This is a genomic window from Bradyrhizobium sp. AZCC 1578 (assembly GCF_036924675.1).
GTDB lineage: Bacteria > Pseudomonadota > Alphaproteobacteria > Rhizobiales > Xanthobacteraceae > Bradyrhizobium.
Map to the genome: position 1 here is coordinate 1732477 of NZ_JAZHRZ010000001.1, position 14379 is coordinate 1746855.

The 14379-nt window shown below is 63.5% G+C and carries 10 protein-coding genes; 3 read left to right on the forward strand and 7 right to left on the reverse strand.

From position 1 onward, the window contains the following. Window positions 1-3 precede the first annotated feature (3 nt). The 5 genes from V1290_RS08740 to V1290_RS08760 all read right to left on the reverse strand — a co-directional run bounded on the left by V1290_RS08740 (window position 4) and on the right by V1290_RS08760 (window position 7797). The gene (locus tag V1290_RS08740; protein ID WP_334364023.1) at window positions 4-3324 is read right to left on the reverse strand and encodes a carboxyl transferase domain-containing protein; all 3321 of its coding nucleotides are present in this window, start codon (window positions 3322-3324) and stop codon (window positions 4-6) included. Between the two features lie 204 nt (window positions 3325-3528). After that, window positions 3529-4971: an amidohydrolase family protein gene (locus V1290_RS08745; protein WP_334364024.1), complete on the reverse strand. Its 1443-nt coding sequence runs from the start codon at window positions 4969-4971 to the stop codon at window positions 3529-3531. 114 nt (window positions 4972-5085) lie between these two features. Continuing rightward, window positions 5086-6111, reverse strand: a complete 1026-nt coding sequence (locus V1290_RS08750) for an ABC transporter substrate-binding protein (RefSeq protein ID WP_334364025.1) — start codon at window positions 6109-6111, stop codon at window positions 5086-5088. 44 nt (window positions 6112-6155) lie between these two features. Beyond that, window positions 6156-6932 carry an ABC transporter permease gene (locus tag V1290_RS08755; RefSeq protein WP_334364026.1) on the reverse strand — a complete coding sequence of 259 codons (777 nt, stop codon included), beginning with the start codon at window positions 6930-6932 and terminating at the stop codon, window positions 6156-6158. Window position 6933: 1 nt separating this feature from the next. Further along, a complete protein-coding gene (locus tag V1290_RS08760; protein ID WP_442893765.1) occupies window positions 6934-7797 on the reverse strand; it encodes an ABC transporter ATP-binding protein in 864 nt (287 codons plus the stop codon). A gap of 193 nt (window positions 7798-7990) precedes the next feature. Between V1290_RS08760 and V1290_RS08765 the strand changes: the two genes are divergently transcribed. Continuing rightward, window positions 7991-8749 (forward strand): GntR family transcriptional regulator, encoded by a 759-nt coding sequence (locus tag V1290_RS08765; RefSeq protein ID WP_334364028.1) that lies wholly within the window; start codon window positions 7991-7993, stop codon window positions 8747-8749. A 137-nt stretch (window positions 8750-8886) separates the two neighbouring features. Here V1290_RS08765 and V1290_RS08770 read toward each other — a convergent pair whose 3' ends face one another. After that, complete coding sequence (locus V1290_RS08770) at window positions 8887-9306, reverse strand: nuclear transport factor 2 family protein (RefSeq protein WP_334364029.1); 420 nt, start codon at window positions 9304-9306, stop codon at window positions 8887-8889. Between the two features lie 152 nt (window positions 9307-9458). On the opposite strand from V1290_RS08770, the gene V1290_RS08775 reads away from it, so the two are divergent. Continuing rightward, window positions 9459-10694 carry an amidohydrolase family protein gene (locus V1290_RS08775; protein ID WP_334364030.1) on the forward strand — a complete coding sequence of 412 codons (1236 nt, stop codon included), beginning with the start codon at window positions 9459-9461 and terminating at the stop codon, window positions 10692-10694. Between the two features lie 163 nt (window positions 10695-10857). Beyond that, the gene (locus V1290_RS08780) at window positions 10858-12072 is read left to right on the forward strand and encodes a mandelate racemase/muconate lactonizing enzyme family protein (protein WP_334364031.1); all 1215 of its coding nucleotides are present in this window, start codon (window positions 10858-10860) and stop codon (window positions 12070-12072) included. Between the two features lie 855 nt (window positions 12073-12927). Here the strand turns inward: V1290_RS08780 and V1290_RS08785 are convergent. After that, window positions 12928-14145 carry an ABC transporter substrate-binding protein gene (locus tag V1290_RS08785; protein ID WP_334364032.1) on the reverse strand — a complete coding sequence of 406 codons (1218 nt, stop codon included), beginning with the start codon at window positions 14143-14145 and terminating at the stop codon, window positions 12928-12930. Between the last annotated feature and the right edge of the window lie 234 nt (window positions 14146-14379).

Here is a 14379-nt window from a genome sequence, read left to right on the forward strand (position 1 = left end):
GTTTCACCACGCATCGATACACGGCCGCTTGCGACCGCTGCGTAATTCCGGCTTTGGCACCGAACGCAGGCCGGACATGATCCAGTGCCGCGTGTCGGCGGGGTCGATCACTTCGTCGATCTCGAGCACCGAGGCGATCGAGACCGCCTTGCCGTTGGCGTAGAGTTCGGCGACCTTGGCCTTGTAATAGTCCTCGCGCTCGACCGGGTCTTCGATTGCTTCCATCTCCTTGCGGAAACCGAGCCGGACATAGCCTTCCAGCCCCATGCCACCGAACTCGCCGGTCGGCCAGGCCACGGTGAAGAAAGAGGCATGGAAGCCACCGCCGATCATGGACTGCGCGCCCAGCCCATAGCCCTTGCGCAGGACGATGCCGAACAGCGGCACGGAGAGGCTGGCGCCGGTCACGAACATGCGCGCGACATGGCGCACGATCGCGGTTTTCTCCGCTTCGGGTCCGACCATGAAGCCCGGCGTATCGCAGAGCGATATAATCGGAATGTCGAAGGCGTCGCAGAGCTGCATGAAGCGCGCGGCCTTGTCGCCGGCCGGCGCGTCGATCGCGCCGCCGAGATGCTTTGGATTGTTGGCGATCAGGCCGAACGGTTTTCCCTCGATACGGATAAAGGCGGTGATCATGCCGACGCCGAAATCCCGGCGGATCTCCAGCACCGAGCCTTCGTCGGCCAAGAGGTCGATGATGCTGCGGATGTCGTAGACCCGCAGCCGGTTCTCCGGAATGGACCGCCGCAGCAGGCGCTGGTCCGGCGCTTTCCAGTCGGCGACCGCGCCCTGGAAGTAGGACAGATATTTCTGCGCCGCGGATGTCGCCTCCGCTTCATCCTCGACCAGAATGTCGATGACGCCGTTCGGCGACTGGAAGGACACCGGACCTACTTCAGCAGGGTGATAGACGCCGAGCCCGCCGCCCTCGATCATCGCCGGTCCGCCCATGCCGATCGAGGCATTCTCCGTCGCGATGATGACGTCGCAACAGCCGAGCATCGCGGCGTTGCCGGCAAAGCAATAGCCGGAGACGACGCCGATCACCGGCACCAGCCCCGAGAGCTTTGCGAACTGCACGAAGGACGGCCCGTCGAGGCCAGTCATGCCGAGCCTGTCCGCATCGCCGGGGCGGCCGCCGCCGCCTTCGGCATAGAACACCAGCGGCAGCCGCCATTGCTCGGCCAAGCCGAGCATGCGGTCGATCTTCTTGTGATTCATGTGACCTTGCGTGCCGGCGAGCACGGTGTAATCGTAAGCGATCACCATGCAGCGGGCGGCGTCCGCGCCGAATTTTTCTGCGTTCACGGTGGCGACGCCGGAGATCAGGCCGTCGGCCGGCGTGTTGCGGATCAGGTCGTCGACCGTGCGGCGGCGGCGCTGCGCGGCAATGGCGAGCGAGCCATATTCGACGAAGGAGCCTTCATCGACGAGGTGCGCGATGTTCTCGCGCGCCGTGCGCTGGTTGGTTTTCCGCCGTCGTTCGACCGAGGCCGGCCGGTTTTCATCCAGCGTGATGGCATGGCGTTCGATCAACTCGGCGAGGTCGGGGCGGATGTGGTCGAGATCGATATCGTCCTCCTCGGTGACATCATGGGCGTCGATCTCGGCAGGCTCCAGATAGAGGATCGGCTCGTCCTGCATCAGCGTCACGCCGGAGCCGGCAGCGATCTGCGTCACCCGGCCGCCCTGCGGCGCCGTGACCAGATGCTCCATCTTCATGGATTCGAGCACGGCGATCTGCTGGCCGGGGCGAACGAGGTCTCCCTCCTCGACGTCTATCGCGACGATCGTGCCTTGCAGCGGCGCTGGCACCGCGACCGAACCTGCCTGGCCGGTTGCCGATGCCGCGACCGCGATCGCGAGCGTCTCGTCATCGGAAGCGCTGCCGGATTCGACCAGTTCCGTCTCCGCCGTCGTGTTGGTTTCGCCAACCGGATCGGCGACATGCTTGTCGATAAAACCGGTGCTGAGACGGTTCTCGACGAAATCCGGATGCGCCAAAATCGCCGCGAGGAAGGGAACGTTGGTGGCGACACCGCCGATGCGAAATTCACGCAGCGTCCGCGAGGCCTTATGCACCACGTCGGTCCAGTTGCCGCCTGGCGAATGCACGATGACCTTTGCGAGCAGCGAGTCGAAGGCGGCGCTGGTCCGGTAACCCGAATAACCGAACGTATCGACGCGCACGCCGGGGCCGGACGGCAGGTCGAACACGGCCAGCGTCCCGCCGGTCGGCCTGGTGGCGCCGGTCTCGTCCATCACCTCCATGTTGACGCGGAGCTGGATCGCAAAGCCGCGCGGCCTCGGGATATAGCCCTGCGCAAGCCCGAGCGAGCCCAGCGTCGCACCGGCCGCGACCGCAAGCTGCGACTGCACGAGATCGAGGCCGAGCACCTCCTCGGTAACGGTATGCTCCACCTGCAGCCGCGGATTGGCCTCGATAAAGGCAAACGCCTTGTCGCTGGTCCTGGCGTCGTTATCGACGAGGAATTCGAAAGTGCCGAGATTGTCGTAGTTCGCGGCGGCGGCAAGTTCCTTGGCGGCGTCGATGATGCGCGTACGCAAGGCGTCGTTCAGCGACGGGCTTGGCGCGACCTCGATGAGCTTCTGGTTGCGGCGCTGGATCGTGCATTCGCGCTCCCACAAATGGCTGATCGCGCCGTGGTGGTCGCAGATGACCTGCACCTCGATGTGGCGGGCATTGCGAATCAGGCGCTCGACATAGACGCCATCGCTGCCGAAGGCCGCCATCGCCTCGGATTGGCAGCGCGCATAGGCCTCCTCCAGCCTGCCCGCGTCGTCGACGATGCGCATGCCGCGGCCACCGCCGCCGGCGATGGCCTTGATCATGATGGCGCCGCCTGCGCCGAGCGATTCCAGGAAGGCCTTGGCCTCATCGAGGCTGGTCGGCCCGCTGGTGCCCTCGATAACAGGCACGCCGCATTTTTTTGCCAGCACCTTGGCCTGCGCCTTGTCGCCGAACAGATCGAGCGCTTCCGGCGACGGGCCGACGAAGACGATACTTTCCTCGATGCAGCGGCGGGCCAACCCGGCATTCTCGCTGAGGAAGCCATAGCCGGGATGCACGGCGTCGCATTCGGTCGCCTTGGCGGCTGCGATCACCGCCTCGATATCGAGATAGGCCCGCGCGCCGCGCCCGGGGATTTCAAGGGCGGCGTCGGCGGCGCGGACATGCAGCGATTGCGCGTCGTCGGCGGAGTAGATTGCGACCGTCGCAAGGCCAGCGTCGCCCGCGGCGCGCGCGATGCGGATGGCAATCTCGCCGCGGTTGGCAATCAGCAGCTTGTGGAAAGACATGAACGGTTCCGTCTGGACAGCAGAGCGAAATGATGCGGCGATCGGCTCACCTCGCCCCGCTTGCTTCCCATACCCCAATCAGCAGCGCGAGGCGGCTACCGGCAGTTTCTTGTTTACTCGACATGAACCGTTGCCGAGATTCTGCGCAAGTGGAATTTCGTTCCACATGACGGAATTCACACAGCTACTGAGGCGCTTAGCGCTCTACCGGCAATCGAGCTGGGCTTCGAACCAGCCCTGCAGCGACGCTGCGAGCAGCGGCCAGGCGCGTTGAAATGGCGAGAGTTGCCTTGCGTTGGCCCGGTAGATTCCGCGCAACTCCCGTTCGATTGCGGGGAGATCGACACCGGTGCAACGGCCTTCGCTAACGATCAGCCGTCCGTCCACCACGACGTCGCGCAAGAGAGACGCGTTGCCGCGGGCGAACAGGAGATCGATGGGATCGACCGGCATGATCCGGTCGCGGTCAAGCCGATCGAGATCGATGGTGACGAAATCGGCTGGCGCGCCTGATATGAGGGCGCCCGTTCCGGGCGCGCCGGTCGCCTTGCGGCCATTGGCGATCGCGAGCGCGAGGAATCCGGCAGCTGTCCAGGTTCGCTCAAAGCCACGGCCGCCGTGCATCATCTGCACCAGCCGCATTTCGCGCAGCACGTCGTCGTCTTCGTCGAGCGCGAGACCATCGACGCCGACCGCGATGGCGCAGCCACACCGGTGCGCCGCGGCGATCGGCGCGAGACCCGAGCGCAGGTGCAAATTGGAGGAGAAGTTGGTGACGATACGCGCGCCGGAGGCTGCGATCATCTCGATCTCGTCGGGGCGGGCGTGGATGCAATGCGCCAGCGTCAGCCGCTCCGACAGGAAGCCGATGTCGCGGAGATAACGGACGACGCCATCCGGAAAATGCTGGTCAGCCCAGGCGCGCTGATAGATTGTCTCCAGGAGATGCATGTGGATGCGTCGCCCGGTGTGCGCCGAATTCTCGGCTACCGCCTCGAGCAGCGGTTTTGAGCACCATTGCACGCCCGCGGGGCCAAGCTGCACATCGACTTTTGGACCTGCGATGGCCGAGGCGATGGCATCCGTGAGTTCGATATAGGCCTTTGGCGACATCGGCACGCGGACGAACAATTCCTCAATGGCCTTGCGATCGTCGCTTGAGAGCTGCGACAGCACCGGTTCGCTGTCGCCATAGACCACCGGGTTCTGGTCGCGTACCGCGAGCGCAAACGGCATGCGGATGCCGACGTCGGACGCTGCCCGCGCAATCGCCTTTGCCTCTTCGACCAGGGGCATCGTGCCGCTTGGCCGGGTGTAGTGCAACATCATCGCCGCGCAACCCGCCCGCGCCGATCGCGCCAGCGCAGACGCCGCGGTCAGATAGGGATCGACCGGCGTGCCGAGCGCAGAGCGCAGGATCCAGCTTTCCAGCGGCATGCCGAGCGCGCCGAACGAGGACGCGGTCGGCCGCACGTGATCATGGGCGTTGACGAAGGCGGGAAGAATGAGGGAGCGCGGGCCGGTTGTGGACGGCGTCGCTGGCGAGATGGACGTGACGAGGCCGTTGTCGTGTTGAAGCACGACGTTGTCGAGCAGGCCGGAGCCGGGGCCGGAGAATAGGCTGTGCGCCGGAACATCAGTAGCCATGGCGTGCCCTCTCCGTCATTGCGAGGAGCGAAGCGACGAAGCAATCCATCCATCCCCGTGCGGCGACATGGATTGCTTCGCTTCGCTCGCAATGACGAACGGATATACCAGTTGTTAATTCGCCGTATACACCAACTCCCGCTCGGCGCGCGGCGGCAGGAATTCGCGGGAGAAAATCTCCGCAGGCGCCGGCGCGCGGGCGAGCTGGTAGCCTTCGACGATGATACCGATGGCGCGGGCCATGCGGTCGTCCTTGACATCGCCGACGCCGATCTCCTTCATCTCGGGCGACACGATCAGCTTGTCGAAGGAAAACTGCAGGCGACGCTTCTCGACCTCGGCATTGATCAGATTGTCGTAGTTCAACGCGGCCTTCATCCCGGCATTCTGGTCCTTGGCGATCGCGATAACGGCTTTGTTGACGGCGCGGACGAGGCCGGCGACGGCCTTCGGGTTGGACGCCAGCAGCTTGCGCGACACCATCATTCCGTTGGAATAGAGATCGAGGCCGTAATCGCCGAACGAAAACCACCTGTAGTCCTTGTCGGGATCCTGGCGGTTCAGCACCAGGTTGAAGTAGCTCGTGATGTTGAACACGAGCGCCGCGTCGATATCGCCCTTGATCAGCATCGGCTCCTGCAGGTTCGGCGCCATGTTGGAGATCTTGATCTTCTCGCCCTCGAGCTTGTTCTTGTTGGCAAACACCGGCAACAACCGCGTCGTCGGCGTGCCCTGCGCGCCGCCGAGCGTGCGGCCCTCAAAGTCCTTGATGGTGTTGATGCCGCTGGTCTTCTTGGTGACGATGGCGAACGGCGGCTGGTTCCAGATCATGTAGACCATCACAGGCGCGTCCTGCGGCTTGGTCGAGGCGTTCTGGATGATGGCGTTGACGTCGCCGAAGCCGGCGTCGTAGGCGCCCGACATGATGCGCGTCACCGTCGCGCCGGAGCCCTCGCCCTGATCGATCACGACATTGAGGCCCTCTTCCTTGAAGAAGCCGTTGTCCTTGGCGTAGAAGAACGCGGCATCCGAGCCTTGCGTTTTCCAACCCAGCGTGAACTTGATCGTCGTCTCCTGGGCATTGGCGGCGCCGGCAAACAAGACGGCTCCCAACAGCACGGCGCTTACTCTGGCTAACATCGTATTCTCCTCGACGGGGGTTGGATGGCGGTTGGCGAAAACCTTCATGTCGCGATCATGTCGTTCTTGCGGGTGGCCCAGCCGGTGACGCGCCCCTCGATTACCGAGAAGATCACGTAGAGCGCGACGCCGAGGCCGGCGAGCACGAACAGGCCGGCGAATACCAGCGGCACATTGAAATTCGAGGACGCGGTCATCATCACGTTGCCGATGCCGCGGTTCGAGGCGACGGTCTCCGACAATACCGCGCCGACGAAGGCGTAGGAGATCGCGACCTTCAGCGAGGCAAAGAAGAACGGCATGGTGCGGGGCAAGCCGACGTTCCAGAGGATGTCGAACTTGCTGGCGCCGAGTGCTTTCAGCACGTCTTCGAGTTCGGGTTCGGTCGTCGCCAGTCCCGTCGCGATGTTGACCACGATCGGGAAGAAGCAGATCGAGAGCGCGGTCAGCACCGCCGGCACCGAACCGGAGCCGAACCACAGCACGAAGATCGGCACCACGGCGACCTTCGGAATCGAGGAAAATCCAACCAGCAGGGGATAGGCCGTATCATACGCGGTTTTCGAGACGCCGATCACCGCGCCCAATACGACGCCGAGGCCGACGCCAAGAACAAACCCGACCATCGTCGTCGCCAGCGTCTGCAGGATATGCGGCCACAGGATGGGGAATTTCTCGACCAGCGTGACGAATACCTGCGAGGGACGCGGCAGCACCAGGTCGGACATGCCTGATATCAGGCAGAACAATTCCCAGGCGACGAAGAACAGCACGATCAGTGCCGCCGACCAGGCTTTCTGGCGATAATCGAGATCGGGCATGTCAGGCTGCTCCCTGCGCTGACGCGGTACGGGCATCCTCGATGAACGCGCGCAGTTTCTGATTCAGCGCGACGAAATCCGGCTCGAAGGTCATGGCCACGGTGCGTGGCCGGGCGAAGTCGACGCGGCTGTCATCGAGGATGCGGCCCGGACGCGCGCTCATCACGCAGATGCGGCCGCCGAGAAAGGCAGCCTCGCGCAGATCATGCGTCACCAAGAGCACGGTCGGCTTGTGCGCGATCCAGAGGTCCTGCAGGATCGACCACAGCTCTTCCCGCGTGAACTGGTCGAGCGCGCCGAAGGGCTCGTCTAGCAGCAGCATGCGCGGCTCGTGGATCAGCGCGCGGCACAGATTGGCGCGCTGAAGCATGCCCCCGGAGAGTTGCCAGGGGTAGCGGTTGCCGAACCCCTTGAGGCCGACCTGCTCGAGCAGCGCATTGGCCTTGTCGCGGAATTCGGTCTTGCGCAGCTTGCGGAATTGCGAGCGGAACGGCTCGACGATCTTGAGCGGCAGCATGATGTTCCGCTCGATCGTCATCCAGGGCAGCATGGTCGGATTCTGGAACGCCATGCCGACGCGCAAAGCGCGCGCCGCCACCTCGCGGCCGCCGACGATGACCACGCCCGATGTCGGCTGCACCAGGCCGCTCACCAGCCGCAGGATGGTCGACTTGCCGCAGCCGGACGGCCCGACCAGCGCGACGAACTCGCCATCGGCGATCCGCAAGCTTGTCGTGGACAGGGCCGGCACCGCCCGGGCGCCGCGGCCGAAGGTGACGGAAGCCTCCGACAGTTCGATCGCTATCGGAGCTGCGGAGCCCGGAACCGGCGTGCCCTGAAATTCGGAATGTGGTTGCATGCGCATCATGGCTGGAAGTGCATGCAAACCGGATGCCAGCAAAACTTGCCTTTGAAATCAAGGGGGCTGCGATTTGCCGCCCGATCCGGCGGATTCCTTTTGTGCAATTCCGCCCTCAAAGTGCATGCAATTGAGGCGCACAATCAGTCGGCGATTGTGATAAGAGGACCCATTCGAAGCACCCGTCCAGGATTCGCCGATGGCGCCCCGCCCCGCCAGCAAGACTGCTATCCCATCCGACAAGGTCGGCGTGATCTGCCGCGCGCTGCGCCGCGCCATCATCGAGCAGGCGCTGGCGCCCGGCGCGAAATTGCCGGAAGATTCGCTCGGCGAGCGGTTCGGCGTCAGCCGCACCATTGCGCGGCATGCGCTGGGCCAATTGGCAGCGGAAGGTCTCGTCGAACTGCGCCGCAACCGGATCGCCGTGGTGGCGACGCCGAGCTGGCAGGAAGCGCGCGATGCCTTTGATATCCGGATCGAACTCGAGCGTCTGGTGGTGCGGCAACTCGCCGGCAAGCTGACCAAGAGCCAGATTGCCGAACTCAACGCCCATGTCGATGCCGAGGATCGCGCGCGCGACGGCTCGGATGCGGTGTCGATCCGCCTCGCGACGGAATTCCACATCCTGCTCGCCAACATGACGAACAGTCCGATCCTGGTGCGTTACGTCAGCGAGGTCGCCTATCGCTGCTGCCTGACGCTATCGCTCTACAGCCGCCCGCATTCGTCGGAATGCGCGATCAACGAGCACCGCGCAATCATCGCCGCGCTAGTCAAGGGCGACGAGGCCAAGGTGATGAGCCTGATGCACAGCCACCTGGATTCGGTGGCCAGCCGCGCGCTGGTAGCCCCCGCCCCGCCGCGCGGCCGCGATTTGCTGGATATTCTGGCGCCCTATGCCGAGGAAGGCGGAAGCGAGCGGGTGGTGAAGCTGCCGAAGGTGGTAAGGGGGAGGTAGGGCGACGTGTCCCGGACGCGGTGCAGCGAGAAACGCTGCTCCGCAGAGCCGGGACCCACGGCAGCAGCGGGTGGGCCCCGGATCAGCAGCGCACCACGCCGCAAGTGCGGCGCGCTGGCAGCATCCGGGGAACGACCTCACGCCTCAATCCCCATCTGCACCAAAATCCGCTCGGCGCTGTCGTTCCAGACGTCCATCTTCACGATCAGCCCAGCCCTGACCACAAAGCGATCGACATAGCGGTTGCCTTCGAACGGCGTGCCGTCGAGCCATTCGCCGTAGAGCGTGCCGATGCTGTAGACGACGGTCTCTTCGGCGCCCGGGCAGACGTCGAAGCGGTCCATCCTCTTCTTGACCCAGCGATAGCGCCGCGCGTTGAAGCCGGTCGGGCCGCGGGGATGGTCGAACTCACGTCCACCGGTGAAGGTGATGATCGTGCCCGGCTTCATGTAGGCCACGGCCGCATCGGGATCCGGGATCATCGATGCCGTGAGGTAGGCTTTGACCACCTCGGCGTCGGACATTCCCTTCACTTCGGTTTTAGCGGCGACAGACATGGCGGCTTCTCCTGATGCCAGGGATACTACAGTTCAGCCCACGAACTGCATGCACATATTTTGAACAGTTCAGCCTTCCAATTGCACACAATCTGGAGCTGCCCGGCGCCCCCGCTTCCGATAGGTTGAGACCTTCTCCAGCCCGACGCCTGATGAACACCAAAACCGCCTTTGACCTGATCTTCCGCAACGCCAGGACGCGAACCTCGGCGACGCCTGTCGATATCGGCATCGCCGGCGGGCGTATCGTGGCCATCGAACCCCGGCTTGCCTGCGAAGCAGCCGAGATCGAGGTCGGCGGCAAGCTTGCCCTACCCGGCTTCGTCGACGCCCACATCCATCTCGACAAGGCCTGCCTGCTCGGCCGCTGCGCGTACAATCATGGCAGCGTCAGCGAAGCCATCGCCGCGGTCGCCGCGATGAAGCGCGATTTCACGGTGGAAGACGTCTATGCCCGCGGCGCGCGCGTGATCGAGCGCGCCATCGTGCATGGCACCACGCGGATGCGTACCCATGTCGAAATCGATCCGCGGATCGGCTTGCGCGGTTTTGAGGCGGTGAAAGCGCTCAAGCGCGATTATGCCTGGGCGCTCGATCTTTCGATCTGCGTGTTTCCGCAGGAGGGCCTGACCAACGATCCCGGCGCCGAGGAACTGCTCATTGCGGCCCTGCGCGACGGCGGCGAGGTGATCGGCGGCTGCCCCTATATGGACACCGATCCGAACACGCATCTCGAAAAGATCTTCGACCTCGCGCAGCAATTCGATGTCGATATCGACCTGCACCTCGACTTCGATCTCGATCCGTCCTGGTGGCATCTCGACGAGGTCTGCAGGCAGACCGAGCGGCGCAATTACCATGGCCGCGTCGCGATCGGTCACGCCACCAAATTATCGGCGCTGCCGCCGGACCGGCTGAAGGCGGCAACGGCGCGGCTGGCGAAATCCGGCGTCGCCGTCACCGTGCTGCCCGCGACCGATCTCTATCTGATGGGCCGCGACGCCACGCATAACGCGCCGCGCGGGCTGACGGTGGCGCACAAGTTGGTTGAAGATGGCGTTCTCTGTTCGGTGGCGACCAACAATGTGCTCAATCCCTTCACGCCGTTCGGCGACGCCTCGCTGCTACGGATGGCGAATTTCTACGCCAATGTCGCACATGCCGGGATCAGCGATTTCGACGCCTGCCTCGATCTCGTGACCGAGCTGCCGGCACGGCTGATGAACCTGCGCGACTACGGCGTCGCGGTGGGCAATCCGGCGGACCTGATCATTCTCGATACCGACAGCGGGACAAACGCGATTGCGGAATTGCCTGATGTGCTGATGGGCTTCAAGAACGGACGGCAGGTGTTCGAGCGGCGAAAGCCGACGCTATTTGCTCCGTAGGTTGCTGAGCCGGACCTTCGGGCGCGTCTCCGGACGATGCTTCGTATCGCCGGGCGAACCATGCAGGCCATGCCGTGCCTTATGCGCTGCCCTGCAATTGACGATCCCGCCGATCCATTGTTGTTATCAGCCAACCACAACAACAAGCCCGGGGCAGGAAATCATGAAAAAAGCCACCACCGTTAGAAGCGTCGAAACGCTCGCCTGCGACGCCGGATGGCGGAACTACCACTTCGTCAAGATCATGACCGAGGACGGCATCGTCGGCTGGAGCGAGTACGACGAGGGTTTTGGCGCGCCCGGCGTGACGGCGGCGATCGAGCGGCTCGGCGCGCGCGTCGTCGGCAAGAACGCGTTCCAGCACGAGCGGATTTACGCCGAACTGTTCGCCGCGACGCGGCCGGCCGCGGGCGGCGTGGTGGCGCTGGCGCTTGGGGCTCTCGAGAATGCGCTGCTCGACGTCAAGGCCAAGGCGCTCGGCGTGCCCTGCTACGAACTGCTCGGCGGCAAGATCCGCGACCGCATCCGCCTCTACTGGTCGCACTGCGCGACCTGGCGCATCAACCATCCCGACTGGTTCAAGCCGGCCATCACCAGCCTCGATGGCGTCAAATCGATCGGCAACGAGGTGCGCGAAAAAGGCTTTACGGCGATGAAGACCAACATCTTCGTCTACACCGACGGCAAGCCGCAAGGCTGGCGGCCGGGCTTTGGTTCGCCGTTCGAACCCGAGATCAACGTCGATCGCAAAGTGCTGCGCAATCTTTGCATGCATCTGGAGGCAATCCGCGACGGCGCCGGCCCCGATGTCGATCTGCTGCTCGACCTCAACTTCAATGCCAAGACCGAGGGCTACCTCAAGATACTGCGCGCCATCAAGGACATGGACCTGTTCTGGGTGGAGATCGACACCTTCAACCCGCAGGCGCTGGGCTACATCCGCCGCCAGAGCCCGCATCCAGTGTCATCCTGCGAGACGCTCTTGGGCCTGCGCGAGTTCCTGCCCTATTTCAATGAACAGGCGATGGACGTCGCCATTATCGACACGCCGTGGAACGGAGTGTGGCAATCGATGAAGATCGCAGCAGCCGCCGAGCATTTCGAGGTCAACGTCGCCCCGCATAATTTCTACGGCCACCTCTGCACCATGCAGAACGCGCATTTTTCCGCCGCGGTGCCGAACTTGCGCATCATGGAAACCGACATCGATCGCCTGGCGTGGGACCATGAATTGTTCACGCATGTGCCTGAGATCGTCGATGGCCATCTCATCATGCCGGACCGCCCGGGCTGGGGCACCGAGCCCAACGAGGAGGGCCTGCGCGCCCATCCGCCGAAGAGCAAGGGCGGGCTGTTGAATTACGGGCAGAAGAAATAGGCGACGCGATTCTGCAGTAGCGCACACCAGGACGTGTACTCAATCGCGGCGCGCAGACCAGGCGCGTTCGATGTCCGCCATAGTGCTGACAACGACGCAAAAACGGACAGTGCTTATGGGCCGCGTTGGGCCGCGGCAAGGCGCCCAAGGCCGCGCGGCGCGGCTTAGCGAAGCCAAATGGGCCGCCGGTCTACATAAATAAAATCGAACGTTGCGGTTCAGGTGTCTTTGATGTCCCATATACCCCAACAGCGGCGCGAACTCGTCCGAGTTGCGTTAAGGCTGTATGGCGAGGAGGTCGAGGCATGAGGATAACGATCGTAGCTTTGGGAACGGCCCTGGTCCTGTATAACCTGGGCACGTTTGGTACCGCAGCGCATGCGCAGACGGCCCAAGTCGTTCGTGAACCACGGGAAAGGCCCATCATCAGGGTGCCCGTCGTAAGGCCAACTCCCTACTGGGATTACAATATCGTTCCACGATATCGTTATCGCCCTGAGGACGACCGGGTCGATCCTTGCGGCGGGCCCGTAGTGCCGGTGATACGCGAGGGGCCTCAAGAGGCAACGGTTCCGTTGTGGCTGGCGAACGAATTGGGTCTTGGCCGTGTGCATGGTCGAGATTGGCCGTGTAGGGGCCGAAGGCGGTAATGCACCACGCGAGCAGAAAATTTCTGCTTAGCTCCCAACGGCCGACTTCTTCGCCTTCATAGGTACATGCTCTAGCAGACTCGTCATCTAGAGGAGCGCGGAATGCGTGTCTCGAACGATGCACGGCCACCGGCCGAGCCATCGCACCTGGAGACGGCCGCTGCGCGGCCCCCTCAGGGTGGGGACAGAGTGAAATTTCCTACATTCACTTGTCGCCCAGAAACGCGCTCTCGATGACGTCGCCGATCGGCTGCCAGGAATTGCCGTCGAACTGCACCAGCCGCATCTGTTCGATCGGATGGAAGTCCGACGGCCCGGTGTTGATCGCTATTCCCGGAAATGCGACCGTGCTCTGGTAGTTCCGCAAGGATGCGGCTTGCCGCATGATGTTCTCGCGCGACAGGTCGTCGCCACATTGGATCAGTACGCGCGCTAGCGTCTCGGCCGCCGCGTAACCGAAGATGGCATTGCCATCCTCCTTGTCGCCATCAGGATAATACTTATCCATGAACGCCAGCCATTCCTTGATGGCGGGGTCATCTTTCCAGGTGGCGTCGCTGGCGTCCTTCAGGAACGAGGTGGAGATCACGCCGACGGAATTCTGCAGCCCCGCCGGCCGCAGCGCGTTCGCGATCGACGCCGCCGCATTGACCAGCACTAGCACCGGATGCCAACCCAATTCAGCCGCTCTACGGATGGCACGCGCCGAGATCGGCGGTGCGCAGTTGAGCACGAGGACGTCAGCGCCCGAGTTCTTGAGGATGTCGACCTGGGTATCGATCGACATATCAGCCTCGATGGCGATGTCAGCAACGATCATGTTGGCGGTGATGCCGAGCCCCTCCTGCAATCCCCGGAACAGATCGCGACCGAACTGATCGTTCTGCCAGAGCACGGCGATCTTCCGGCTCGGATAGGCGGCCTGGATGTAATTGGCGTAGATGCGGCCTTCGGCCCGGAACGTCGGCTGCCAGCCCATCGTCCACGGAAAGCGCTTGGGATGCGCCCACTCCTCGTCGCCGGAGGCGACGAAGAGCTGTGGGATATTTCTCTCGTTGAGATAGGTTCGCGTCGCCAGGTTGGTCGGTGTGCCAAACGATCCGAACATCAGGTGCACTCGCTCCTGCTCGACCAGCTCACGGGTATGCTCGACCGCCGTTCTCGGATTTGAGCTGTCGTCGCGGGAGATGAACCTGATCTTACGCCCGTTGATGCCGCCGCGCTCGTTGATCATGTCGAAATAGGCGGCCTCCGCCCTGCCGATCGAAGCGAACGCGGCAAGCGGGCCGGTATAGGGCATGATGTTGCCGATGCGGATTTCGGTGTCGGTCACGCCGGCAGCCCGGGCCGGCTGCAGGGCGGCGACTGCCAACATTGCGACGACGGAATACAGCGCCAGTCTGGCTTTTGTTATTATTTGCATCAACATGGCCTCCAAACTACAGGGAGTTTGTGACGCCTAACCCAGCGGCCGCAATGATAGCGCGCATGACGAGATTGTCGAAATCAAATGTTGGCCGCGTGGCCGCGTAGGGTGGGCAAAGCCACCGGGTCGCGCGAAATGCGCGCCCGATGACAGGCTCAGCGTGCCCACCCTTCATCCTCGCGGATCGATGGTGGGCACGGCGCTTGCGCGCCTTTGCCCACCCTACGCTCT

Coding starts and splice junctions, on each gene's coding strand:
- V1290_RS08740 (WP_334364023.1), bottom strand. CDS start 3,324: ATGTCTTTCCACAAGCTGCTGATTGCCAACCGCGGCGAGATTGCCATC.
- V1290_RS08745 (WP_334364024.1), bottom strand. CDS start 4,971: ATGGCTACTGATGTTCCGGCGCACAGCCTATTCTCCGGCCCCGGCTCC.
- V1290_RS08750 (WP_334364025.1), bottom strand. CDS start 6,111: ATGTTAGCCAGAGTAAGCGCCGTGCTGTTGGGAGCCGTCTTGTTTGCC.
- V1290_RS08755 (WP_334364026.1), bottom strand. CDS start 6,932: ATGCCCGATCTCGATTATCGCCAGAAAGCCTGGTCGGCGGCACTGATC.
- V1290_RS08760 (WP_442893765.1), bottom strand. CDS start 7,797: ATGCGCATGCAACCACATTCCGAATTTCAGGGCACGCCGGTTCCGGGC.
- V1290_RS08765 (WP_334364028.1), top strand. CDS start 7,991: ATGGCGCCCCGCCCCGCCAGCAAGACTGCTATCCCATCCGACAAGGTC.
- V1290_RS08770 (WP_334364029.1), bottom strand. CDS start 9,306: ATGTCTGTCGCCGCTAAAACCGAAGTGAAGGGAATGTCCGACGCCGAG.
- V1290_RS08775 (WP_334364030.1), top strand. CDS start 9,459: ATGAACACCAAAACCGCCTTTGACCTGATCTTCCGCAACGCCAGGACG.
- V1290_RS08780 (WP_334364031.1), top strand. CDS start 10,858: ATGAAAAAAGCCACCACCGTTAGAAGCGTCGAAACGCTCGCCTGCGAC.
- V1290_RS08785 (WP_334364032.1), bottom strand. CDS start 14,145: ATGCAAATAATAACAAAAGCCAGACTGGCGCTGTATTCCGTCGTCGCA.